This window comes from Gemmatimonadales bacterium (genome assembly GCA_035502185.1).
Classification (GTDB): domain Bacteria; phylum Gemmatimonadota; class Gemmatimonadetes; order Gemmatimonadales; family JACORV01; genus Fen-1245.
In genome coordinates this window covers 41,155-62,726 of the sequence record DATJUT010000031.1, presented here as the reverse complement: position 1 = coordinate 62,726, position 21,572 = coordinate 41,155, and the positions used below count along the sequence as shown (strand labels likewise).

19 protein-coding genes are annotated in these 21,572 nt (G+C 71.1%); 10 read left to right on the top strand and 9 right to left on the bottom strand.

Translation table 11 applies throughout. From position 1 onward, the window contains the following. Window positions 1–2 precede the first annotated feature (2 nt). The 4 genes from VMF70_04015 to lepB all read left to right on the top strand — a co-directional run bounded on the left by VMF70_04015 (window position 3) and on the right by lepB (window position 4,888). Window positions 3–2,312, top strand: a complete 2,310-nt coding sequence (locus VMF70_04015) for a lytic transglycosylase domain-containing protein (GenBank protein ID HTT67171.1) — start codon at window positions 3–5, stop codon at window positions 2,310–2,312. Continuing rightward, on the top strand, window positions 2,309–2,962 hold the full coding sequence (locus tag VMF70_04010; GenBank protein ID HTT67170.1) for a hypothetical protein: 654 nt from the start codon (window positions 2,309–2,311) through the stop codon (window positions 2,960–2,962). The genes VMF70_04015 and VMF70_04010 overlap by 4 nt, the downstream gene beginning before the upstream one ends. 47 nt (window positions 2,963–3,009) lie before the next feature. Continuing rightward, window positions 3,010–4,077: a hypothetical protein gene (locus tag VMF70_04005; GenBank protein HTT67169.1), complete on the top strand. Its 1,068-nt coding sequence runs from the start codon at window positions 3,010–3,012 to the stop codon at window positions 4,075–4,077. Window positions 4,078–4,150: 73 nt separating this feature from the next. Continuing rightward, complete coding sequence (lepB, locus tag VMF70_04000) at window positions 4,151–4,888, top strand: signal peptidase I (GenBank protein HTT67168.1); 738 nt, start codon at window positions 4,151–4,153, stop codon at window positions 4,886–4,888. Here the strand turns inward: lepB and VMF70_03995 are convergent. Further along, entirely contained in the window at window positions 4,885–6,027 is a 1,143-nt protein-coding gene (locus tag VMF70_03995; protein ID HTT67167.1) for an MFS transporter, read from the bottom strand. The genes lepB and VMF70_03995 overlap by 4 nt on opposite strands. 31 nt (window positions 6,028–6,058) lie before the next feature. Next, window positions 6,059–6,253: a translation initiation factor IF-1 gene (gene infA, locus VMF70_03990; GenBank protein HTT67166.1), complete on the bottom strand. Its 195-nt coding sequence runs from the start codon at window positions 6,251–6,253 to the stop codon at window positions 6,059–6,061. A 254-nt stretch (window positions 6,254–6,507) separates the two neighbouring features. On the opposite strand from infA, the gene VMF70_03985 reads away from it, so the two are divergent. From VMF70_03985 to VMF70_03965, 5 genes are all read left to right on the top strand, one after another. Then, window positions 6,508–6,924, top strand: a complete 417-nt coding sequence (locus VMF70_03985; protein ID HTT67165.1) for a plastocyanin/azurin family copper-binding protein — start codon at window positions 6,508–6,510, stop codon at window positions 6,922–6,924. A gap of 557 nt (window positions 6,925–7,481) precedes the next feature. Beyond that, on the top strand, window positions 7,482–8,747 hold the full coding sequence (locus VMF70_03980) for a CsgG/HfaB family protein (GenBank protein ID HTT67164.1): 1,266 nt from the start codon (window positions 7,482–7,484) through the stop codon (window positions 8,745–8,747). Next, window positions 8,744–9,850, top strand: a complete 1,107-nt coding sequence (locus tag VMF70_03975; protein HTT67163.1) for a hypothetical protein — start codon at window positions 8,744–8,746, stop codon at window positions 9,848–9,850. Before VMF70_03980 ends, VMF70_03975 begins: the two co-directional genes overlap by 4 nt. A gap of 280 nt (window positions 9,851–10,130) precedes the next feature. Then, complete coding sequence (locus tag VMF70_03970) at window positions 10,131–10,580, top strand: hypothetical protein (GenBank protein HTT67162.1); 450 nt, start codon at window positions 10,131–10,133, stop codon at window positions 10,578–10,580. Between the two features lie 698 nt (window positions 10,581–11,278). After that, window positions 11,279–11,839: a hypothetical protein gene (locus VMF70_03965; protein ID HTT67161.1), complete on the top strand. Its 561-nt coding sequence runs from the start codon at window positions 11,279–11,281 to the stop codon at window positions 11,837–11,839. Between the two features lie 730 nt (window positions 11,840–12,569). Here VMF70_03965 and VMF70_03960 read toward each other — a convergent pair. From VMF70_03960 to VMF70_03935, 6 genes are all read right to left on the bottom strand, one after another. Next, window positions 12,570–13,208 (bottom strand): hypothetical protein, encoded by a 639-nt coding sequence (locus VMF70_03960; protein HTT67160.1) that lies wholly within the window; start codon window positions 13,206–13,208, stop codon window positions 12,570–12,572. Between the two features lie 4 nt (window positions 13,209–13,212). Continuing rightward, window positions 13,213–13,746 (bottom strand): phosphoribosyltransferase family protein, encoded by a 534-nt coding sequence (locus VMF70_03955; protein ID HTT67159.1) that lies wholly within the window; start codon window positions 13,744–13,746, stop codon window positions 13,213–13,215. Next, window positions 13,743–14,708 (bottom strand): HD domain-containing protein, encoded by a 966-nt coding sequence (locus VMF70_03950; protein HTT67158.1) that lies wholly within the window; start codon window positions 14,706–14,708, stop codon window positions 13,743–13,745. The genes VMF70_03955 and VMF70_03950 overlap by 4 nt, the downstream gene beginning before the upstream one ends. A 70-nt stretch (window positions 14,709–14,778) precedes the next feature. After that, the gene (locus tag VMF70_03945) at window positions 14,779–16,266 is read right to left on the bottom strand and encodes a 1-acyl-sn-glycerol-3-phosphate acyltransferase (protein HTT67157.1); all 1,488 of its coding nucleotides are present in this window, start codon (window positions 16,264–16,266) and stop codon (window positions 14,779–14,781) included. 18 nt (window positions 16,267–16,284) lie between these two features. After that, the gene (locus VMF70_03940) at window positions 16,285–17,310 is read right to left on the bottom strand and encodes a M48 family metallopeptidase (GenBank protein ID HTT67156.1); all 1,026 of its coding nucleotides are present in this window, start codon (window positions 17,308–17,310) and stop codon (window positions 16,285–16,287) included. After that, window positions 17,307–17,885: a LemA family protein gene (locus VMF70_03935; protein HTT67155.1), complete on the bottom strand. Its 579-nt coding sequence runs from the start codon at window positions 17,883–17,885 to the stop codon at window positions 17,307–17,309. The genes VMF70_03940 and VMF70_03935 overlap by 4 nt, the downstream gene beginning before the upstream one ends. Before the next feature lie 144 nt (window positions 17,886–18,029). Between VMF70_03935 and VMF70_03930 the strand changes: the two genes are divergently transcribed. Next, entirely contained in the window at window positions 18,030–20,381 is a 2,352-nt protein-coding gene (locus VMF70_03930) for a hypothetical protein (GenBank protein ID HTT67154.1), read from the top strand. Here the strand turns inward: VMF70_03930 and VMF70_03925 are convergent. Beyond that, window positions 20,350–21,570, bottom strand: a complete 1,221-nt coding sequence (locus VMF70_03925) for a hypothetical protein (protein HTT67153.1) — start codon at window positions 21,568–21,570, stop codon at window positions 20,350–20,352. The genes VMF70_03930 and VMF70_03925 overlap by 32 nt on opposite strands. Between the last annotated feature and the right edge of the window lie 2 nt (window positions 21,571–21,572).

Genomic DNA, 21,572 nt, shown 5'->3' with positions numbered 1-21,572 from the left:
CGGTGACGCCGCGCTGGCTGCTGGTCGCCGCGCTGCTGGTCTGCTGGCGCGCGCCCGCAAGCCGCGCGCGGGACGCGGCGCCGGTCGGCGCCGAGCGGCGCGCCGTGGACAGCGCCGCGTGCCGTTCGCCCGGGGTCGTCAGTCCCGAGAGCCTGGTTGCCGCCGGCCGCTACTGGCACGCCGCACGAGTGGCACCGACCCTGAGAGGCGCGCGGGGGCCCGGCCTGCTGCGGGCCACCCTCCTGCATCTCGCCATCCAGGACGGGCTGGGGCGCCCGGCGGACGCGGACGCGATGCTCGCGCGCGTGGGCGGTGCGGACACGGTCCCGGAGCTGCTCGCCCTGGCGGCTCGGCAGGACGAGCGCGCCGGACGCTGGCGTTCCGTGGTGGCGAGAGAACGGCGGCTCGCCGCGTTGGCCGGCGCACGGCCGGTCGAGCGGGCCGCGGCCGTCGTGCGCATGGCGGTGGCGTTCGAGCAGCTGCACGAGCTGGACTCTGCGGCCGAGGCATGGGGCCGCGCGGCGGAGCGCGTGCCCGATCTCGCCGACTGGTTCATCCTGCGCGGCGCCGAGCTGGATCCGGACACGGAATCCGCCTTCCCCGCGATGGCGAGCATGCGCTCGCCCGGAGCCGCGCAGGCCGCCGACAGTCTCGTGGCGCAGCGCCGCGAGGCGGCCGGCAATCTGCATGGAGCGCTCGCCATCTACCTGCGGCGCGGCCGCGTGCTCGACGCCGCTCGCGTCGAGACGATGCTCGGCCATCCGGACGTGGCGCGTCTCAGGGCCGACGCGCTGCTCACGGCCGACCCCGCACGGCCGGCGGCCGTGCTGGCAGCCTCCTTCATCATGGAGCAGCGGACAGCCCCGACCCAGGCCGAACTGCTCGGCATCGCGCGAGCCTACCGGGCGCACGGCGACCTCAGATCGGCGGAGCGCTACCTCCGGCGGGCACTCGCCGCGAAGGACACCGGCGCCGTGACGTGGCTCGAGTTGGCGCAGGTCGATGCCGCGCGGCACCGGATCGCGGCGGCGCGTGCGGCCCTCGCCGGCGCGCGCGCGCGGCTGCAGCCGCGGCCCGCCGCCGTGCCGATGCTGTCGAAGGCGATGGTCCAGGTCCTGGGAGCCGCCGGGCGGTGGACGGAGGCGGACTCGCTGGTGACGCGCCTGGCCCGGACGGACGCGGGCGACACCTCGGTCGCGGCCGCGGCGCTCGTCCTCGCCGACCACGAGCGATGGCAGGGAACGCCCGAGGCGGAGCGCCGGTGGTACGATCTCCTGGTGCGGAGTTTCGGCGGCACGCCCGCGGCGGTCGTCGCGCGGTTCCGGCTGGCGCTGGCGGCGTACGCCGCAGGCTCGGTGGACTCTGCGGCCGCGGGCCTGGCCGCGGTGCTCGCCGGCGACACGGCGCACCGCCTCGGCCCTGCCCCGAAGTACTGGGTGGCGCGGCTCGCGCTGGAACGGCACGACGCCGGGGCGGCCGCGGCGCTCCGCGCCATCGCGGCGGAGGATCCAACCGGATACTACGGTGTGCGCGCGCGTTCCCTGGTGGGCGACTCGCTGCCGCTCGAGCGGGATTCGATGCTGCCGCCGCCCTCGCCGCAGAGCCTCTCGCCCACCCGTGCGGCCGATCGCATCGAGCTGCTGGCCGCGGTCGGCCTGACGGCGGAGGCGCGCGCGGAGGCCCTGGGGTGGAGCAAGGACTCCAGCGCCTCCCCGCAGCTGCTGGCCGCCGCCGCCGCGGCGGCCACCCGGGCCGGCTTCGCGCAGGAAGCGATCTTCCTCGGCGTCTCGGCCGGTGCTCGGGCGCCGCTCACGCGCGGGATCGCGGAGGCCCTCTTCCCCTTGCCCTACCGGGCGGTGGTCGAGGCCGAGGCCCAAGAGCAGTGTGTGGACCCCATGCTGCTGGCCGCGATCGTCCGCCAGGAGTCCCGCTTTCAGCTCCGGGCCCGCTCGCGGGCCGGTGCGCGTGGCCTGAGCCAGCTGCTGCCGGTGACGGCGCGGCAGATGAGCCGGCGGCTCGGTCCGTGGGATCCGGGGCTGCTCTTCGTGGCGGATTTCAACCTCCACTTCGGCGCGCGCTATCTCAGCGACCGCCTGCTGCGCGATTCGCTCCCGCTGTACGCCGTCATCGCCAGCTACGACGCCGGCCCGCAGCACTTCGTGCGCTGGCGGCGGTGGCCGGAGATGCGCGACCCGGACCTGTTCATCGAGCGCCTGCCCATCGCGGAGACGCGCGACTACGTTCGAAGCGTGTACGCCAACTACCAGTGGTATCGGCGCGTGTACGGCGCGCCCGGGGCGGGGCCGGCGTGAGACTGGCCGGCGCGGCGATGGTGGCCGGATGCGCGGTGCTGGCCGGTGCGTGCGCGAAGGACCGAACCGCCGCCGGCGCGGCGCCGGGCGCCGAGGCCCAGGCGTCCTTCCGGGTGCGGGAGGCCTATCGCGCTGCGGACGCCGTGCCGGCCGCGCTCTACACCTGGACCGGGCCGGCGGGTCTCGTGTTCGTGCTGGTGGACGTCGAGTCCGGGATTCAGGGCGTGCCGCAGGCCCGGGCGGACCTGTGGGTTGCCGGCGACAGTGCGCCGGTCCGGCTAGGGCGCTCGGACGTGATGTCGTCCGCGGCGACCATCGGTGCGTTCGTGTTCGAGGACGTCACGGGCGACGGTCTGCCGGATCTGCTGGGGTACGTCGCCGACTCGGCCGGCACGTCGTACCCGATCTTCCTCGCCGGCGCCCGCGGGATGATGGCCGAAGAGCTCGAGACCGCCGCGGCCGGCTTCCGCCTGTCGGCCGAGCCCGAGGAAGCACCGCGCGTCGTCGCCGGCGAACACGGGCCGTGCGCGCTGGCGCTGTGGGCGGAGGCGCCGGCTCCCGATTCGGCGCCGACCGGGTGGCGCTACCTGGCCCTCCGTCCGGCGGGAGAGCTCGCCCCGCCGAGCGCCCAGCCGCCACAGTGTCCGTAGAGCCACGGAGTTGGTCACGTTCCGGACGCGCGGTTAGAATTGAGGCCATGCTCCTCAAGACATCTGCCCTGATCGCCGCGATGGCCGCGGCTGCGGTCGCCACGCTGGCGGGCCAGCAACCGGCGCCGCAGCCGACGTGGCGTGCCATCCAGCCGGATTCCGGCGAGGTCCACCTCGCCAACATCCGCCAACTCACCTTCGGCGGCCAGAACGCCGAGGCGTACTTCTCCGACGACGGGAGCAAGATCGTCTTCCAGAGCACGAGGGGCGACCACCCGTGCGACCAGGAGTTCGTGATGAACGTCGACGGCTCCGACGTGCATCGCGTCTCCACCGGGCTGGGACGCACGACCTGCGGCTACTTCTTCGACCACGACCGGAAGGTCCTGTTCTCCTCGACCCATCTCGCGGGGGCCGACTGCCCGAAGCCGCCCGACTACTCGCAGGGGTACGTGTGGGGCCTCGACGACTACGACATCTTCACCGCCAACGTGGACGGCACCGACCTGCGGCGGCTCACCAGGACGCCGGGCTACGACGCGGAGTCCGTGGTGTCGCCCGACGGGCAGTCCATCGTCTTCACCTCGATGCGGCACGGGGACCTCGACATCTACACCATGCGGATCGACGGGACCCACGTGCGCCAGCTCACGCGCACCCTGGGCTACGACGGCGGCCCGTGGTGGTCGCACGACGGCAAGAAGATCGTCTACCGGGCGTTTCACCCCTCCACGCCGACCGAGCAGGCGGAGTACCGCCGCCTGCTGCGCCAGAACCTCGTCCGGCCGCTGGACATGGAGCTGTGGGTGATGAACGCCGACGGCTCGGACCAGCACCAGATCACCCACCTGGGCGGGGCCAACTTCGCACCCTACTTCACCCCCGACGACCGGCGGATCATCTTCGCGTCCAACTCCAAGGACCCGCGCGGCCGGAACTTCGACCTGTACCTCGTCAATCTCGACGGGACCGGGCTGGAGCAGGTGACGACGGATCCGGATTTCGACAGCTTCCCGATGTTCTCCCCGGACGGCAAGCAGCTGATCTGGGCCTCGAACCGGCACGGCACGCAGCCGCACGAGACGAACATCTTCATCGCCGACTGGGTGCCCTGAAACTCAGGGGCCGAGCGGCACGTTGTCAGGGTGAAGTGGTCTTCGGATGTGAGACGACGGAGGCGGGAGACGCATGAGCGAAGCCCAGCACCCGAAGCCGGACCAGGCCAGGCCGCCGAAGAAGACCCTCCGCCACGCGACGTGGGAGTGGGTGAAATCCCTGGCGGTCGCGCTCGTCATCTGGTTCGTGCTGCGGACGCTCCTGGTGGAGGCGTTCCGCATTCCCTCGAGCAGCATGGAGCACACCTTGCTCGTGGGGGATTTCCTGTTCGTGAACAAGGCGCTGTACGGGGCCGAGGTGCCGCTGATCCACAGCCGGCTGCCGGCGCTCCGCGAGCCACGGCGCGGCGACATCGTGGTGTTCGATTCGCGCACCGAGGCCGGGGTCAAGGTGGTCAAGCGGATCGTGGGGATGCCGGGCGACACGCTGCAGATGAAGCACGCCGTCCTGTGGCGCAACGGGGTCGCGCAGCGGGAAGGTTACGTCGAGCACGTAGATTCGGCCGACGACCCGAGTGACCCTGCGATGAGGGACTGGCAGCTCGATCACCTGCTTCCGAGCGTGAGCCGTGACACCTACCGGCCCACCAGGGACAACTGGGGCCCGCTGGTCGTGTCACGCGACAGCTTCTTCGTCATGGGCGACAACCGGGACAACTCGTACGACTCGCGCTACTGGGGCTTCGTGCCCCGGTCCGTGATCCGCGGCCGCCCCATGTTCGTCTACTACTCGTTCGATCACGACTCCTGGCGGGCGCTGCCGTTTCTCACCGCGATCCGCTGGGGGCGCATCGGGCACCGGCCGCTCTAGCCCGGCGCCGGCTCCGGGCGCGGCGCGCGAGCCAGGAACAGCGCCGCCACCATCCCCAGCAGTCCCAGCACCGCCCCGGCCCAGAACGGCGCGCGCATTCCGGACGTGCCGATGAGGAACCCTGCCAGCGTCGGTCCGACGATCCGGCCCAGGGTTGACGCGGTCTGCGTGATGCCGAGCGCCGCTCCCTGCTGTGCGGCCGACGCCCGCCGGCTCACCACGGCGTAGACGCTCGGCGTTGCCAGGGCGGAGCCGGCCGAAAGCACGCCCAGCGCCAGGTACAGCAGCGGCCGCGCCACGGCGACCGGCACGAGGGCCAGTCCGAGCGCGAGCAGCAGCGCGCCCGCCGCGGCGAGGCGCCCCTCACCGACTCGCGGGGCGAGCCGGCCCACCACGCCACCCTGCACGAGGGCGGATACGACGCCCATGTAGGCGAACAGCAGGCCCATCTGCCGGGTGCTGTCGCGCCACACGTCACGACCGAACAGCGGCAAGGTGACGTGGATGACCGCAAACGAGGCCGTCACGAGGAAGCTCGCCGCCAGCGGCGCCGCCATGCCGCGCAGCGGCCGGCGCCCGACCCGGCTGGCGCCGTGCCTGGGGGGCTCGCGGAGCCAGAGCAGCGCGCCCACCGCGTTGGCGGCGCACAGCGCGGCCGCCACGACTCCGGCGCTGCTGTAGCTGTGCGCCGAGAGGACGCCGCCCAGCGCGGGCCCGAGGATGAACCCCATGGCGAAGGCCGCTCCGAGGATGCCCATGGCGTGGGCGCGTCGCTCCGGCGGCGTGACGTCGGCGATGTAGGCCTGGGCCACGCCGATGGTGGCGCCCATGGCGCCGGCGACCATCCGCGAGACCAGCAGCGTCCAGTAGCTGCCGGCCGCCGCGAACAGCACGTAGGAAGCCGTCGAGCCCACCAGCCCGACGATGAGCACCGGCCGGCGCCCGAAGCGGTCGGAGACGCCGCCCCACAGCGGCACGGCCGCGAGCTGCAGCAGCGAGAAACTGGTGACCAGGAACCCGATGGCCGCCGGCGACGCATGAAAGACCGCCGCGTAGGTCGGCAGCAGCGGAAGGACGATCCCGAAGCCGAGGAGGTCGATGAAGACGACGGCGAAGACGACGCCGAACTGCTTGTTCACCCGCAGACGGTCAGCGCAGGTGCGCCAGCGGTCACTTGTATCGGTAGGTGATGCGGCCGCGGGTCAGGTCGTACGGGGACAGCTCCACCGCGACCCGGTCCCCGCGCAGAATCCGGATGTAATTCTTGCGCATCTTCCCCGAGACGTAGGCCAGGATCTGATGGCCGTTCTCGAGCTCCACGCGGAACGTGGTGTTGGGGAGCACCTCGGTGATCGTGCCCATCATCTGGATGGCGTCGCCTGCCACGTCGCGAACCCGCCTCTGGCTGAAATGAGAACCACGGGGCCGACCTCGCCCCGCGGCTCCCTAACCTAGCCCCCCGTGCGGGGCGGCGCAAAGGGGTTTCCCACAGGGCCTTGCGGATTTCCGATACATTGTGAATGCATTCACAACACCAGGCAATCGCCACTTCGCAGCAGCGACGGGGTAGGACCCGGCCGTTCGTCGAAGTGGTCCCCTATCGGAGGAGTAAGGTCGCAATGAACCGCTGGTCGCTCACGGCTGTCCCGTTCCTCGCGCTCGGCGCGGCCCTCGCCGGGCCATCCCGTCACGCCGCGCCGCCTGCCACGCATCACGTGCAGTTGCTGCAGCAGGGGGCGAAGTACCTCTTCGTCCCCGCCAACTTCACCATCAAGTCCGGCGACGTCGTCGAGTTCGAGAACATCTCGGGCTTCCCGCACAACGTGGCGTTCGACAAGGACCGCATTCCGGCGGGGGCGCGGGACGTTCTCAACCGGGCGATGGACAAGCGGCAGGGCGACTTGATGGGGCCGTTCCTGATGGTGGCGCACGAGAAGTACCGGATCTCCTTCGCCGGGGCCCCGAAGGGCACGTACAGCTTCTACTGTCTGCCGCACCGGGCCCTCGGGATGGTGGGCGTCATCACGGTCGAGTAGCCCGCTCGGGACGTGGCTTGCGGCACCTCCCGCCGCGGGTTAGGTCTGGCGGCGGGAGGTGCTTTCGTATGGTGCCAGAGCCTGGTTCCGAGAGCTTCGACCTCCTTGCCGACGTCCCGATCGAGGAGGTCCGCGCCACGCCGGAGGGGTTCGTGCTGGAGGGTCACGGCACCGACCACTCGGGGTATCGCCTCGAGATGCACATCGACTGGCCGGTCGATCAGCGAACCAAGAAAGTGTTGGGCGAAATCCTCTCGCAGGCTGAGGTTAGGGTAATGCGGTGGCGCCCGCCTCCCAGGCGCGGTCGCGCCCTGTGACTGGCGCGTGACTCGTGTCACGGCAGCCGCGGTAGGGGCGTGGTAGTCTGGCTGTTCGGGACCTGGCGGCGAGAGCTTGCCGGCGTTTTTTGTCGCCTGCATACTTGAGCGCGTCCCGTCTGTTGCATACTCCATAGCGTGAGGTACGGCGTGATGAGGCCTGCGCTTCGCGGCAACAGGGTCCTTCGCTTCGCCCTGGTTCTTGCCTGTGGCGCGTGCGCCACCGGCGGCCCGATCAGGGTGAGCGAGGTGACTCCCCAGTCCATCTCGGCGCTGGAGGCGGAACGCGGCCAGCGGCCGCACGACGCGAGCACCCTCACCAGGCTGGGCGTGGCGTACTTCAAGGCCGGACGCTACCAGGACGCGCGGCCGGTCCTCGACACCGCCGTCGCGAGCGATCCCACGAGCGGGGTGGCGGCGATCTACCGCGGCATGACGGCCGAGCAGCTCGGCGATTTCGCCACTGCCCGGGCCGCCTATCAGCAGTACATCGGCGTCGCCACGAACGCCGACCTGAAGCGCACCGCGCGGGAGCGGCTGGTGCTGGTGGATCGGAACGAGATGATCTACCAGGCGAGGCAGGCGCTGGCGAACGAGGCGAGCATCGCCGCGATGCCGCCCGAATCCAACACGGTCGCGGTGATGCCGTTCGCCTACAGCGGCTCGGACACCACGATCCAGCCTCTCGGGCGCGGCCTCGCCCAGCTGTTGGTGACCGACCTGGCGAAGTCGCGGCAGATCCGGGTCCTGGAGCGGGAGCGGATGCAGGCGATCCTGGGCGAGCTCAAGCTCTCCGATTCGGCGCGGGCGGAACCGGCGTCGGCACTGCGAAGCGGGCATCTGTTGCGGGCGGCCCGGGTGGTGCAGGGCTCCGTCGCAGGCCTGTCCGGAAACCTGCTGCAGGTGAACGCCGCGGTGGTGGACGTATCCAGCGCGCACGTTGCGGCCACCGCGCAGCAGAAGGACCCGCTGACGCGGCTGTTCGACCTCGAGAAGCAGTTGGCCATCGGCCTCTTCAACAGCATGGGGATCCAGCTGACGCCGGCCGAGCAGGCGGCCGTCGAGCAGCGCCCGACGCAGAACCTCCAGGCGTTCCTCGTCTACAGCCGCGGCCTCGAGGCAGAGGACCGCGGCGACTTCGCCGCGGCGCGGGCCGACTTCAACCAGGCGGCCGCGCTCGACCCCGGCTTCCGCGCCGCCAGTCAGGGCGCGGCGACGGCGACGAGCCTCTCGGCCGCGTCGCAGCAGACCGTGGCCCAGGTCGAGACCGCGGTGTCGCAGAGCTCGACGATCCAGGGCCCGACGCCGCCGCCGCCGGTGCAGGACGCCCTGACCACGGCCACCAACACCGTGGCCCCCACGAACGCCACCAATACCGCGCAGTCGACCGGCGCGACCACCCAGCAGCCCACGACCGAGCGAAGCCCGCTGCCGGATGCGACCGGCACGCTGGGCGGGCAGCGCGTGACCGGTAACGTGGTGATCATCATCAAGAGGCCGTCGTGAGCGCCCGGCACGTGATCGCCTGCGCGGCGGCGATGGCCCTGCTGGCACCGGCGCCCGTGCTCGCGCAGGGCCCGACCGGCATCACGGGTGTGGAGGCGCGCGACGTCAGCTATCAATCCGGGTTCGTGGTCAAGAGCGTGTCGGAGGTGTCGGTTCCGTTCGTGCTGCTGTATCCGGTGAACCCTCGGCTCACCTTCGACGTCGGCGGCCGCTGGGCGACGGCGACGCGCAAGGGGCTCGATACCACCGCCACGATCTCGGGGCTGACCGACATCCAGGCGCGGGGTGTGTACCAGCTCGTGCCGGACCTCGTCGCCCTGACCGTTTCGGCCAACCTCCCCACCGGGAAGTCGAACCTCGCGGGAGGACAGCTCCTGACGGCGGGCGCCATCGCCTCGGACCTCCTGCCGTACCCGGTCGCCAACTTCGGCTCCGGCTTCAACCTGACCTCCGGCATCGCGCTCGCCGTGCCGGTCGGCGGTTGGGCGCTCGGCGTGGCCGGCAGCTACCGGGTCAACGGCAGCTTCACCACCGGCGACTCGAGCTACAAGGCCGGGGGCGAGTTCCGAGTGCGCCTGGGCGCCGACCGCCTGATCGGCCAGGGCCGTCTTTCGTTCGGGTTCACGCTCTCCAGCTTCGGCGACGACAATCTCGGCAGCTCGCCGATCTTCCAGTCTGGGACGCGCTACATCGGGCAGGGCTCGTGGAGCTTCCCGATCGGGAACGCCGGCCTGCAAGTCTACGCGTGGGACATGTATCGGTCGCCGGGCACGCAACTCCTCGGCCCGAGCCAACCCACGCAGAAGAGCAACGTCCTCGCGTTCGGAACGGCCGCGTCGGTGCAGCTCGGTTCCAACGTGCTGAGGCCGCAGATCGAGTTCCGCCTGCACACGCTCGGGGACTCGTCGCTCGCAAGCGCCGGCAAGCTTCTGTCGCTTGGCATTCAGTACGAGATGGCGCTCAACGGTCGCGTGGCCCTGCTGCCGTCGGTGCGGTTCGACACCGGGAGCGAGAACGCGCTCGGCGCCAACGGCAATCCGTCCGGCCAGTCGTTCAGCCTCACCGGCTGGAACGCGGGACTGATGCTGCGAGCCAGGATGTAGATACGGCGGCTCGCGCCGCCTCCCGGCCAGGAGGCGGCCGGATCCCTCCGTTCCGCCCAGTCGCGGTCGCCGCGGCGAGCGACCCCACGGCCCAGCAACGGCAAGTCGTTGTTGGGCCGTTGCTTACGTCATCGTCTGGCGGCGATAAGCGTGCGCCAACTCCTTGACGAAGCCCAACCCGCTCGGTAGGTTGGCCCTCGCCAGCCGCCACAGCGGGCAGCGTGCGCCATCATCCGGTGGCGGCGCGAAGCCTAACGCGTTGGGGGATATGGAGATCGCCGTGGCAACCGAGCTGAGCAGCGGAGCCATCTCCAGCATTCTCGAGTCTGTTCCCGGCATCGCCCATGTGCTGCGGAGTCCCGTCGCCGACGCGATGGTGAACCTATCGCGGGCTGCGGCGGGCGTCGGGCAGTTCCGCATCCAGGATGCGCGGGAGTTGATCCGGTACGCCGTGCGGCGCGGGCTCATCGGGAGCGACGAAGGCGACCGCGTAACGGCGGAGATCGAAGGTGCAGCGGCGGTGAAGGCCGAGAAGGCGGCGACGCGCAAGGCTGCCCGCGAGGAGCGAAAGCGAGTGGCCGAGCGTGCGATCCACACTCGCCATGGGTCCGGGAAGGCTGCGGCCGGGCGCAAGCGCACGGCCGCGAAGAAGCCGGGGCACCCGGTCGGCCGGGTGAAGCGTGCCGGTCATGCCGGCAAGCCGGCCACGAGGGGCAAGCGCCGCCACTAGGAGCGCGCCGGGACGGCGTCGCTCGGGTCGTTGGGTGGCGGCAGGGAACGGGACGCGCGGTGGGAACGAGCCGCACGCGAGCGGTGGCCCGGTCTCGGGTGGCATCCGCCGGGCGGGTCCCCACCGCGCGTCGCGTCTACGGTAATCGTGTGCGGCCTCCCGTTGCCGCCGGAACGTTGCGGCGCGCGCCGTCCCGTTGCCGCTCGGTGGCGCTTCGCTCGCACGGCGGTTAACTCATCGGTGAAGCAGTTCGTCGAGGTGGTGCCATGAAGCGCTCGTCCGTCTTGTTCGTGGCTGTCGCGGTCACCAGTGGTCTGCTGTCGCCATTGCAGGCCCAGAAGGCGCCGCCGACGTCGACGCAGCAGCACCCGAGCCAGGCGACGGCCGCACCGCCGACGGGAGGGAAGCTCCCGCCGACCACGCCCCAATCCGCTCCCACGCCACCGGCGGCTCAGCCGCCAGCCGCGCAGCCCGCGGCCCAGCCGCCAGCCGCGCAGCCCGCATCCACGCCGCCGGTCACGCAGCCGGCATCCACGCCGCCGGTCACGCAGCCCGCCGTCACGCAACCGGCTGCCCAGCCCGCCGTCACGCAACCGGCAGCTCAGGTTCCGGCGAATCCTCCGCCCGCCGCCGTCACGCCGCAGGCGACGCGACCCGCCGCGGGTGCGTCGTCGGGCACGTATACGGCCAACCTCGCGATGCCACCGTATGCGGGCGCGACGACCCAGGACGCGCTGGATTACGCCGGCCGCCTGGGACGGATGCTGGACTCCGCCATCGTGACGCTGGTCGGCACGTTCAGGAACACGTCGGGGCAACCGATGTTTGGCGCGAGCAGCCCGGCGGCGCTGTCACAGCGGGAGCGCGATCGCTGGAACCGCTGCCGGAATCTCTACTGGGACCTGACCACCTACGCGGCCGCGGTCGGGCCGCTGCGGCAGTCGCTCGGACAGGACCCGGCGCTGCAGCGCGCGGCGGCCGATCTGGATACGGCGTTCATCCGGAGCGTGGCGACGGCCGAGTGCGACAACGTGGCGAGCATGATCGACGCGCCCGACCGGTGGACGCCGTGGAGCGATCAGTACGAGGCGGCGGCGCGCCGCTTCTACCGCGACTTCTATGCGCAGATCCGCGAGGTCCACGAGAAGGACCGCGCCCTCGTCAACGAGCTTAACCGGCTTCTCCCGCCGGGGCGGCGCGTGACGCCACCACCGGCGCTCCCGCCCAATCCTCCGTTCGCCGGCGCCACGCCCGGCTGAGCACCGGTTCCGGGATCGAGGGACTCTGGCCCCGGGCTCGGGCCGCGCGAGGAGCCTGGCTGCGGCCGCTGAGCTGCGAAACGCCGGTTCCGATCTAGCCGGATAACGCTGGCGGACTCCACACGTTGTTCCATTCCACATGTCGACATCGTGGGGATAGTCCACGGAACTCGTTCGTCCGCGGGCGGTTGGAGTCCACAGTCACCGCACAACGAAATGGCGTAACCCGAAGCAAATCCGGCACTTGCATCACGAATTGCCAGTGATATATTCGCAGCGTCGTCGGTGGGGAAGGGATCGGGCTCTGCTTGGTCTACGCCTGCTGACGGGCCCGAGCGGTAGCTTGGGGGAGGGCGCCAATGCAACAAGGGCACAGGCGCCTGTTGATCCCAGGGAACCCGCTGACTCGGGCAAGTGAGGCCAATCGCGCGCCTCACTCACCTCGCCTTGGCGCAGCGGGGTGCACTGCGAGAGGCCGGTACGCGATCCGGCCGGACTCGAAGCGCTCGAGGCGGTGAACCACGTAGCGCGGCCACGCCGCGTGGGGATCGAAGCCGGAGCTTCTGGCAGCCCTACCGGGACCCTGACAACAGACAACCGGTGGCTGTTGGAAGAAAAACGAAGGAGCAATCCTTCGGCTCCGGGTAGCTGCTTCGGCGACGGCCCGACCGGGGAGACCCGGGCGGGCCGTCGTGTTTTTCGCGATCTCCCTTTCCCCGCCGAACGGCACCTACTCCTCCCGACTGCTGCCTAGCTCCACGTACGTCCAGCCGCGGCTGCGGCGATCGGCGAGCGTGGTCGGGGGGAAGAGGAAGCCGGCGCCGGTCGTGGCGAACCAGGCCGCGTGCAGGTGGTCGGCCCCCTCCGGAACCGGTCCCTTGAACAGCTCGAGCAGCCAGCGGCGCACGTGCTCCAACTCCGGCGCGCGCGAAGCGAACAGGGCGATCACCGCACCGCGTCCCTGCGTGGTCACGAGGAAGTGGGCGATGGCGTTCCAGCGCTCGGAGAACTCGTAGCCGAGGACGTAGGCCTCATCCACGACCGGCGTGCCCTCCACGGGCGGTTTCTGTGGCGCCTCGATCCGCGGCCCGAGGAACCGATAGACCGGCTTGTCGTCGACGATGCGCTCGATGACGGCGACGCCGGTTTCGGCTGCGAACCACGCCGCGTGGAGACGGTCGGACGCGTGGAACAGTCCCGTTTCGCCGGTCCACTGCAGCGCCGCGAGGGCGTGGTAGAGCGGGCAGCCAGCGCTGTCGTCCACGGTGATGAGCCGTGGCGCGCCGCCGGCGGCCCTGAGAAACGCGGCGAGCGCGTCCGGGCGCTCCGCGAATTCCTCGGCCGGGTGCCGATTCGGGGTGGGGTTCATCCGGTCAGCCCGTCCCTTCCACGGCGTAGATGGCGTCGAGCTCGCGGAAGCGCTCGGCGCAGTCGATGCCGTAGCCCGCGACGAAGGCCTCGGTCGTCAGCTCGAAGCCGAGCAGGTCGAGGGTGGGTGGAAGGCGTCGCTTCGGGGCCCGCCGCAGCAGCGCGACCGTGGTGATGGAGGCCGGACGATGCGCCTCCAGGGCCCGGCGGAGACGCGCCAGCGTGCCGCCGCTGTCCACGATGTCGTCCACGACGATCACGTCACGGCCCGCGAGCGGCAGCTCCACGTCCTTGATGAAGCGGATCTCGCCCGGCGAAGTGCCGGCGCCGTAGGAAGCGATTCTGACGAAGTCCACCGCCACGCCGAAGGTGAGCCGCCTCAGCAGGTCGGCGAGGAAGACGGTCGCCCCCTTGAGGACGGCGACCACCACCGGGGAGCGCCCCGCGAACCGCGCGTTGAGCTCGGCCGCGATCTCGGCGACCCGAGCGGCGATCGCCTCCCGCGTGAACAGCACGGCGCCCAGCCTGGGCTCGCTCACGACGGACCGCGATACACGCGCCGCCGCTCGAGCGACCAGATCGGCTTCGACACCGACTCGCCTTCGCCGAAGTTCGCCGTCTCGCGCAGGGCGGCGCCGAGGTTCGCCGTGGCCGCCGAGGCGAGGTCCGCGTGGTGCAGCACCTCCGCTTCGAGCGTCATCGGACGCACCGGACTGCCGAACTCCAGCTCGCCGTGGTGGCTCAGCACCAGGTGCTGCAACAGCAGGCGCTCCGTCTCGCTCGTGACCGGCGTGTCCGGCTCGTCGAGGCGCCGGTCGAGCATGAGCGACCCGAGCGCCACGTGTCCCAGCAGGCTGCCCGCCTCGGTCATCTCGAACGGGCCGTCCCAGCGATAGGCCTCGAGCTTGCCGATGTCGTGCAGCAGGACGCCCGAGAGCACCAAGTCCCAGGCCGCGCCGCACGCCTTGGCCATCGGGCGGGCGATCGCGCCGACCTCGACCGTGTGCTTCAGCAGGCCGCCGAGCTCGGCGTGGTGGTTGGCCAGAGAGGCGGGGCAGCGCTCGTACTGCGCGCGGAAATCGGGATCCTCGAAGAACAGCGCGACCGCGCGCCGCCACGGGCCCTCGGCCATGTCGCCCCGCCACTTCTCGACGGTGCTCCACCACGGCGCGACGTCACCCACGGAGGGCAGGAGCCTCGACCAGTCGGCCATCTCGTGCGGCACCGGGCGCACGCTCGCGACCTTGAGCTGCCGGTCGGCCTTGTACGTCCCCAGGTCCCCGACGACGCTGATGACGGCCCCCTTCTGGAGGCCCTCGACCTTGTGGAGGTCGGAGGTCCAGAACGGGGCGGTCTTCACCCGGCCGGTGCTGTTCGCGAGGGTGAGGATGACGAACGGGCTGCCGTCGGCCTGGGTCCGCTGCTCCACGTCCCAGACGACGAACGTGTCTTCCACGCGGGCGCCGACCGCGAGGCCGGGAATGGAGACGGGGGCGGGCATGGAGTGAATATGGTGGCTGGTGGTTGGTGGGTGGTAGGTGGCGGGACGACGACCCACAGCCTCCTCCCGACTAACGGCTTCGCTTCCTTGGCTCCTTGAGTCGGTGCAGCGACGCATCCCGGTCGTCGACCGGGGTCATCCGGCGGATCGCCGGGTCCGCCCCGGGCAGCAGGTGGGCGATCGAGTTCGCGTAGTACTCCAACAGCGGCCGCTGACGCGGCATGATGGCGACGGACGAACCGGTGACCATCACGACGTGCCGCATCCGGAACATCCGCCGGGCGATGGACCAGGTGGCCTCGATGGACCGGTCGGCGCGCACCACCTTGGCGTTGACGTCGAGGAGGCGGTCGCGGAACTCGCGCATCCGCTCGAGGAGCTCGGGCAGGGTGACGACGTGCCGCTCGAACGACAGCAGGGCGGCGGACGCGAGCGCCACCGCCGTGACCGGAACGATGATGCGGACCCGCTCCATCGCGTCGTCCGCCAGGCGCTGGACGTGGGGCAGGCGGCTCGGGCGCGGGAGGGCCAGGACGTCGCTGGCCTGGGCCGCGAGCCAGCCCCGCACCGACAGTGGCGTGCCGAAGTTGACGGCCGCCCGGCCGTAGCGCTTGAGACGGCCGGAGACGAGTCGCGCGGCGTTGAAGACCAGATACTGGAGGACGCTGGAGGCCTGGCGCGCACGGGAGAGCCGCAGCTCGGGATCCAGACACTCCTGGATCAGCACCCGGTCCTCCAGGGTGCGGTCGTAGTTGAGCGCCACGGGCACCAGCCAGATGTCGCGATCGAAGCCGGTCTCCCGCAGCGTGCCGACGATGTAGTCGAGGAGGCCGATCTTCGCCGGCTGGAACCGCCCGTCGCGCGACAGCCCCCCCTCCGGAAACAGCCCCTGGGTGACGCCGTGGCGCGTGATCAGCTGCACGTACCGCTCCAGCACCGCGTGGTAGAGCGGCTCGCGGTAGCGGCGCCGGACGAAGTAGGAGCCAAACGACTTGAAGATCGTCTCCAGCGGCCAGACCCTCGCCCATTCGCCGACGGCGTAGCTCACCGCGACGCCCCGGGCCAGCACGTACGCGACGACGACGTAGTCCACGTTGGAGCGATGGTTCATCAGGTACACGACCATGTCGCGCCGCGGGATGCGCTCCAGCGCCGCCTCGTCTTGGTAGTCCACCGTCACGTTGTAGAGCAGGTCGAGCGTGAGCCTGGCCAGATTGTAGCCAAGCCGGTAGTACGAGAGCACGTTGAAGAACGGCAGGATCTCGTCGATGTAGCGCTCGACCCGCACGCGCACTTCAAGCTCGGTGAGGTGTTCCTGCCGCATATGCTCGCGCATCGCGCCGACCACCGCGGGATCCAGGATCAGCTCGTCGTGGATGGCGCGGCGGGAGACGAGCTTGTAGCGTGCGACGCGCGCCTGGAAGTCGAGCAGGGTACGGCGCCCCCAGCGGCGCATCCGGCCGCGGAGCGCCGCCGTGGCACGCCGCGTCAGCCACAGCACCAGTCCCGCGGCGAGCACGAGGGCGAGCGCGAAGAGCAGCCAGTCCGGGGTGCTCATCGACCGCGCCGCCTGCCGTCAGGTTGCGGGAAGCTGACCCGCGGCCTTCAGCTGCTGGAACGCCATGCCCTTGAGGCGCGTGATCCGCATCGCCATCGGGGGGTGGGTCGCGAGGAGGTCCGCCAGCCGGCCCTCCTTGAGATTCACGTCGCGCCCCAGCGGGTCCGCGATGCACAGATGGGCGGCGCCTTCCTTGATGTGGGTGGTGGGCGCCTCGTGCGTCTCGATCTTCTGCAGCGCGGAGGCGAGCGCCCCCGGGTTGCGGGTCAGCTCGGCTCCGGTGGCGTCGGCCAGGTACTCCCGGTCGCGGGAGACGGCCATGGCCATGATGCGCGAGATGAACGGGGCCAGGATCAGCGTGATCACCCACAGCACGAACACGACCAGCGCCGCGAGGGCCAGCGGGCCGCTGGCCTTCCGTCCCCGGCCGCCCAGCAGGCCCCCGCCGCCGCGCAGCATCCGCCCCATCCCGTTGGACAGCACCACGATCACTCCGACCAGGGAGGCGATGAGCGTCATCAGGCGCACGTCGAGGTTGCGCACGTGACCCATCTCGTGCGCGATCACCCCCTGCAGCTCCTCGCGGTTGACGGCGGCCAGGAGGCCGGTCGTGACCGCGATGCAGGCGGTGGGCGCGTCCCGCCCCGTGGCGAACGCGTTGGGGTCCTGATCGTCGATCACGTACACTCGGGGCTTCGGCAGCCCGGCGGCGACGGCCATCTCCTCCACGACGTTGACGAGCTGCTTCTCCTCGAAGGTCTGCGGCGCCGTCAGCTCCCGCGCCCCGGTGGACCACAACACCTGCTGCGGCCCCTTGCGCCACGACACCCAGGCCGTGATCGCCGCGATCGTCGTGACCACGACGCCGATCCACGGGAAGCGGTAGGGCACCTGGCCCTCGGTGCGGGCGGCGGCGGCGAGGTAGAGCGCCAGGTCGCCGCCGAAGCCCAGCCACGCGAAGAACAGGATGAACAGCACCAGCCAGGCCACCGTGAGCCTGCGGTTCCGCGCCTGCTGCTCGAAGAGGTTCGCGCCCGCCGTCACCCTTGCGGCTTCTTGAGCGAGAGGTCGACCTGCGGCACGGCGCGCTCGGCCTTGTCCTCGATCTCCCACAGCTCCGCGATCTCGGCCTTGGCGAGCCCGGCCACGAGATTGGTGGGGAACTGCTGCTGCCGGGTGTTGTAGCCGGTGGCGACATCGTTGTAGAGCTGGCGGGCGAACGCGATCTTGTTCTCCGTGCTCGACAACTCTTCCTGCAGGTCGCGCACGTTCTGCGACGACTTGAGGTCGGGATAGCGCTCCATCACCACGAACAGCTTGCCGAGCGCCCCGGTGAGGGCGCCCTCCGCGGCGGCGGTCTCCTTCACGCCGCCGGTGCCGCTGGCCATGGCCTTCGAGCGGGCGTCCACCACCGCCTGCAAGGTGTCCTTCTCGAACTCCATCGATCCCTTGACGGTGTTGACCAGGTTCGGGATCAGGTCGTGCCGTCGCTTGAGCTGCACGTCAATCTGCTTCCACGCGTTCACCGTCTGGTTCTTGAGGGCGACGAGCCCGTTGTAGGCGCTCACCACCCACAGGACGATGACCACGAGGACGACGAGGAACAGAATCGAGCCCATGAGACCCCGATCACGCGGAGGTTGCTGCGAATGTGCCGCCGCGCCGCCATGCTGGCAAGAGAGGGGCGAGCGGGATACACTCTCACGACCCCAGTGCACCAGGTCGGTGGCGGCCACGGGAGCGCTCCAACGGCGAAGCGTGCGGTGAGTTCCAGACTCGAGGCGGCGGGCCGTCGGACGGCCGCCTTCGTCCTGCTGTGCGCCGCCCTGCCCATCGCCGCCCTGCGCGCCCAGGCGGCGCCCGACATCACCGTCGTCGCCACACGCGCGTTTCGTCCCACCGCCGTGCTGCTGCCCCACTTCCAGTTCTGGGTGGCGGTGGACAGCGCCGCGGGCGGCGTCGTGCTCAGGAACCTCACCATCAACCCGGTGACCTTCACCGGCTGGATCCGCGTCGAAGGATTCCAGCCGGGCGAGCGCGCCGCCGAAGCCGCATCGTTCGCGGACAGCGTGCGGTTCTCCTCCGATGGGCGCGTGACGCTCCTGGTGGCGGACTCGGCCACCGGCGTACCGCTGGCGGTCGAGGTGCAAGGGGATACGGCCGTGGCGGCGGGCAAGCTGGTCATCACGGCGCCGCACTGGCCGTTCGGCCGTCTGGTGCTCGTCACCATCGATCCTGCCGACCTCTACGAGCACCGCTGGCGCTCGGTGGGTTACGGCGTGAGAGACCGGATCGTGGTGGACGACAGCCGCCACATCGTCTTCCTGCGGGATTCCACGATCGCGAACACGGTGGTGGCGATCGCGCCGGGGCGCGGCACGCGGGCGGCGATCAGGACCGAGGCCACGTCCCTGGTCCTGGGCACCGAGGCCGGTGGCAGGGAGCGCCGGGCCGTGGGACGCCTGGTGCTGGCGCTCGAGCCCGCTCGTGATGCCGGGGGGCACCTCCACCTGGAGCTGGTCTTCGGCCGCGGCGACACGGACGACGAGGCCGCCGGCGTGCTGGCGCAGGCCATGGGGGACAGCCCGGCCCCGTACGTGGCTCCCGGCCTGCGGTTGGGCACGCCGTCCTCGAACCTGCCGGTGCTGCTCACGCACGTGCTGGCGGCGGCCCAGCCGATGCTGCACTACGACCGGATCGCCACGTTCCGCAACCAGCCGGCCGGCTCCTACACGTTCCTGGCCGCCTTCGACCGCGACGGCTGGTACGGCGCCACCACGGCGCTGCAGCTCGGCGACCCGGAGGTGGTGTGCTCCGAGTACGGCCTGATGAAGCAGTACGCCGCCGCCTCCGGAGCCCAGCGCCACGAGACCTGGAACCGTCTCGGAGCGCAGGGCCGCTACGTGTGGACCGACGACTGGGGCGGACGGTGGATGGCCGACAAGGACCCGTATCAGGTCCTCAAGGGCTACGCCTGCTACCGCGCGACCCGGGACACGGCATGGCTCGGCAGCGAGCTGCCGAACCTGAGGCGGATCGCGCGGTTCGTGCTCGCGACCGACTACCGGGCCGACGGTCTCGTCGAAGGCGTCAGCTTCGGCACCTACTCCGAGATGTCGCCGCTCTCGCGCGCGGACCAGCCGTACCTCACCGAGGACCCGTACGTGAACGCGCTCGCGGCCTATGCCCTCGACCGCCTCGCCGAGCTCGAAGACGAGGCGGCTTGGCGGCTGCCCGCGGCGGGGCTCGGCGACAGCGCGGCGGCATGGCGGGATGCGGCGGCGCGCATCCGCACGGCCCTGCCCTCGCTGTGGCGGCCCGCGTTGGGGTGGTTCACGTACCACCTGCGGGCGGACAGTGCGGGCAGCTGGGATCACTACCATCTGCAGCCCGTGGACGTCCTGGCGTTCGGCGCGGTGGCGGATACGGGGATCCAGGCGACGATGGTGCGCACGATCCTCCGGCCCGAGTGGTGGGACGCGCGCAATCACGGCTTCTACGCCGTGCCGAGCGACGATCCGTGGTTCGACCGCGCCGGCTACTGGACCGGCTGGGGCTGGCACATCATGGACTTCAAGGCGCTGGAATCGGTGTTCCGGTACGGGACCGCCGTCCAGCGCCGGCTCGCCTGGGAGCGGCTGGACGAGGAGGCGTCGCGAATCATCCGCGTCAACTACGGGCGGCCCGGGGAACGCGGCGACAACAACGGCCTGTTCATGTTCTCGGCGGGCTCGTTCCTCGATCTCGTGGCGCGGGGACTGTTCGGGGTGGACGAGCACCTCGATTCGGTGGAGATCGCTCCGCACGTCGATGGCATCGCGGACGACTCGACCTGGCGGCTGGACGGCTGGAAGCTCAGCCGCGATTCGCTCAGCATCGCCTATCGGCCGGCGGACCGGGCAGTAACCGTCGGGTTGGCGGCGGCGCGTCACGTCCGGCTCGTGCTGCGGTTCCCGTGGCTCGCGCCAGGCGCCTGCGCGCGACTGCACCGGGGTGCCGCGCCCATCGAGCATCCGGATCTCACCTTCAGGACGGACGGCTCGGCCTACCTCGACCTGCGGGGCTTCTACGAGCCGGCGCTGCTCACGCTCTCCGCGGGTTCGTGCGCAGGCTGAGCGCCGCCGCCACCGCCCAGATCCATCCCAGCAGCGCCAGCGCGTGCGGACGTGAAGCCGTGCGGAGCAGAAGCCCGAGGTTGACCGGGACGCTGATCGCGGACTCGAGCCGCGTCTGCGGCAGCCAGCGCCGGAGTGCCACGATCTGATTGGCGGCGGCGCCTCCGGTGCGCAGCCGCGTCAGGATGGCCCGCTGGAGCGCGGCGTCGCCGAGCGCCCGCCATCCCGGCAGCCACACCACGTTCCACACCGTCGCCGCGTTTCCGTAGCCGTGCATGTCGGTCGAGCCGAACATCGGCCGATTCTCGAGGCGCGACCATGAAATCACCGTGCGTCGTCCGGAGGGGGGCAGCTCCATCGCCTGCGGCGCGCTGGTCCAGATCTCGAAGCCGTCCACACCCCATTCGCTCAGCTGGCCGAACTCCGCGCCCGTGTGATGCCGCCAGTCCTCCGGCAGGGTCGGTACCAGGAAGACGGAGTCGCCGTGCAGCCGCCGGATCAGGGCGCCGGTCGAGTCCCACGAGGCGTCGTAGGGCCGGTTGTCGATCAGGGTCGAGTTTCCGAGCGCCAGGACGTGAATCCCCGACAGGGAGATCTCCTCGCCGTCGAGCAGGCGGGGGAGCCCCCGCGGCACCCCCGTTCGCCACTCCCGCGCGGCGCCGAAGGCGTTGTGGTCCGTGACGAAGGCGACGTCGAACCCGGCTCGAGCATGCCAGGCCGCGTTCCGGCCGGCGCCGAATCCCGGGCGCCCGTCGTGGGAGAGCGCCGTGTGCGAGTGGACGTCCATCACCAACTCGTCCGCGCTCGCCGGCACGAGCCGGGGAATCGGGCGCGGCAGCCAGTAGCCCCAGCCGCAGAACGCGGCGAGCGCGACCAGGAAGGCCAGCGCCCACAGCGTCTCGCGTCGCGCCCGGCCGGGTGCCGCGGTCCTCCGCGCCGCCAGCCGCAGCACCGCGTACCCCACGAGCGCCCACAGGGCGAAGCCGATCAGGTCGCGGCGCGACCCACCGTTCAGCCAATCCGCGAGCAACGTGACCGGGGCGAAGAGCACGTGGGACGCGGGGTAGGTGATGCGGACCGACGCAGGCGTGGTCCAGCCGACGACGTCGACCAGGGGAGCGGCGGAGAACAGCTGCGCCACGACGACGCAGGCGGACAGCACGAGGGGCGGGCGCCAGCGCAGGCGCATGC

Coding starts and splice junctions, on each gene's coding strand:
- VMF70_04005 (HTT67169.1), top strand. CDS start 3,010: ATGCTCCTCAAGACATCTGCCCTGATCGCCGCGATGGCCGCGGCTGCG.
- lepB (HTT67168.1), top strand. CDS start 4,151: ATGAGCGAAGCCCAGCACCCGAAGCCGGACCAGGCCAGGCCGCCGAAG.
- infA (HTT67166.1), bottom strand. CDS start 6,253: ATGATGGGCACGATCACCGAGGTGCTCCCCAACACCACGTTCCGCGTG.
- VMF70_03985 (HTT67165.1), top strand. CDS start 6,508: ATGAACCGCTGGTCGCTCACGGCTGTCCCGTTCCTCGCGCTCGGCGCG.
- VMF70_03965 (HTT67161.1), top strand. CDS start 11,279: ATGCCACCGTATGCGGGCGCGACGACCCAGGACGCGCTGGATTACGCC.
- VMF70_03960 (HTT67160.1), bottom strand. CDS start 13,208: ATGAACCCCACCCCGAATCGGCACCCGGCCGAGGAATTCGCGGAGCGC.
- VMF70_03950 (HTT67158.1), bottom strand. CDS start 14,708: ATGCCCGCCCCCGTCTCCATTCCCGGCCTCGCGGTCGGCGCCCGCGTG.
- VMF70_03945 (HTT67157.1), bottom strand. CDS start 16,266: ATGAGCACCCCGGACTGGCTGCTCTTCGCGCTCGCCCTCGTGCTCGCC.
- VMF70_03935 (HTT67155.1), bottom strand. CDS start 17,885: ATGGGCTCGATTCTGTTCCTCGTCGTCCTCGTGGTCATCGTCCTGTGG.
- VMF70_03925 (HTT67153.1), bottom strand. CDS start 21,570: ATGCGCCTGCGCTGGCGCCCGCCCCTCGTGCTGTCCGCCTGCGTCGTC.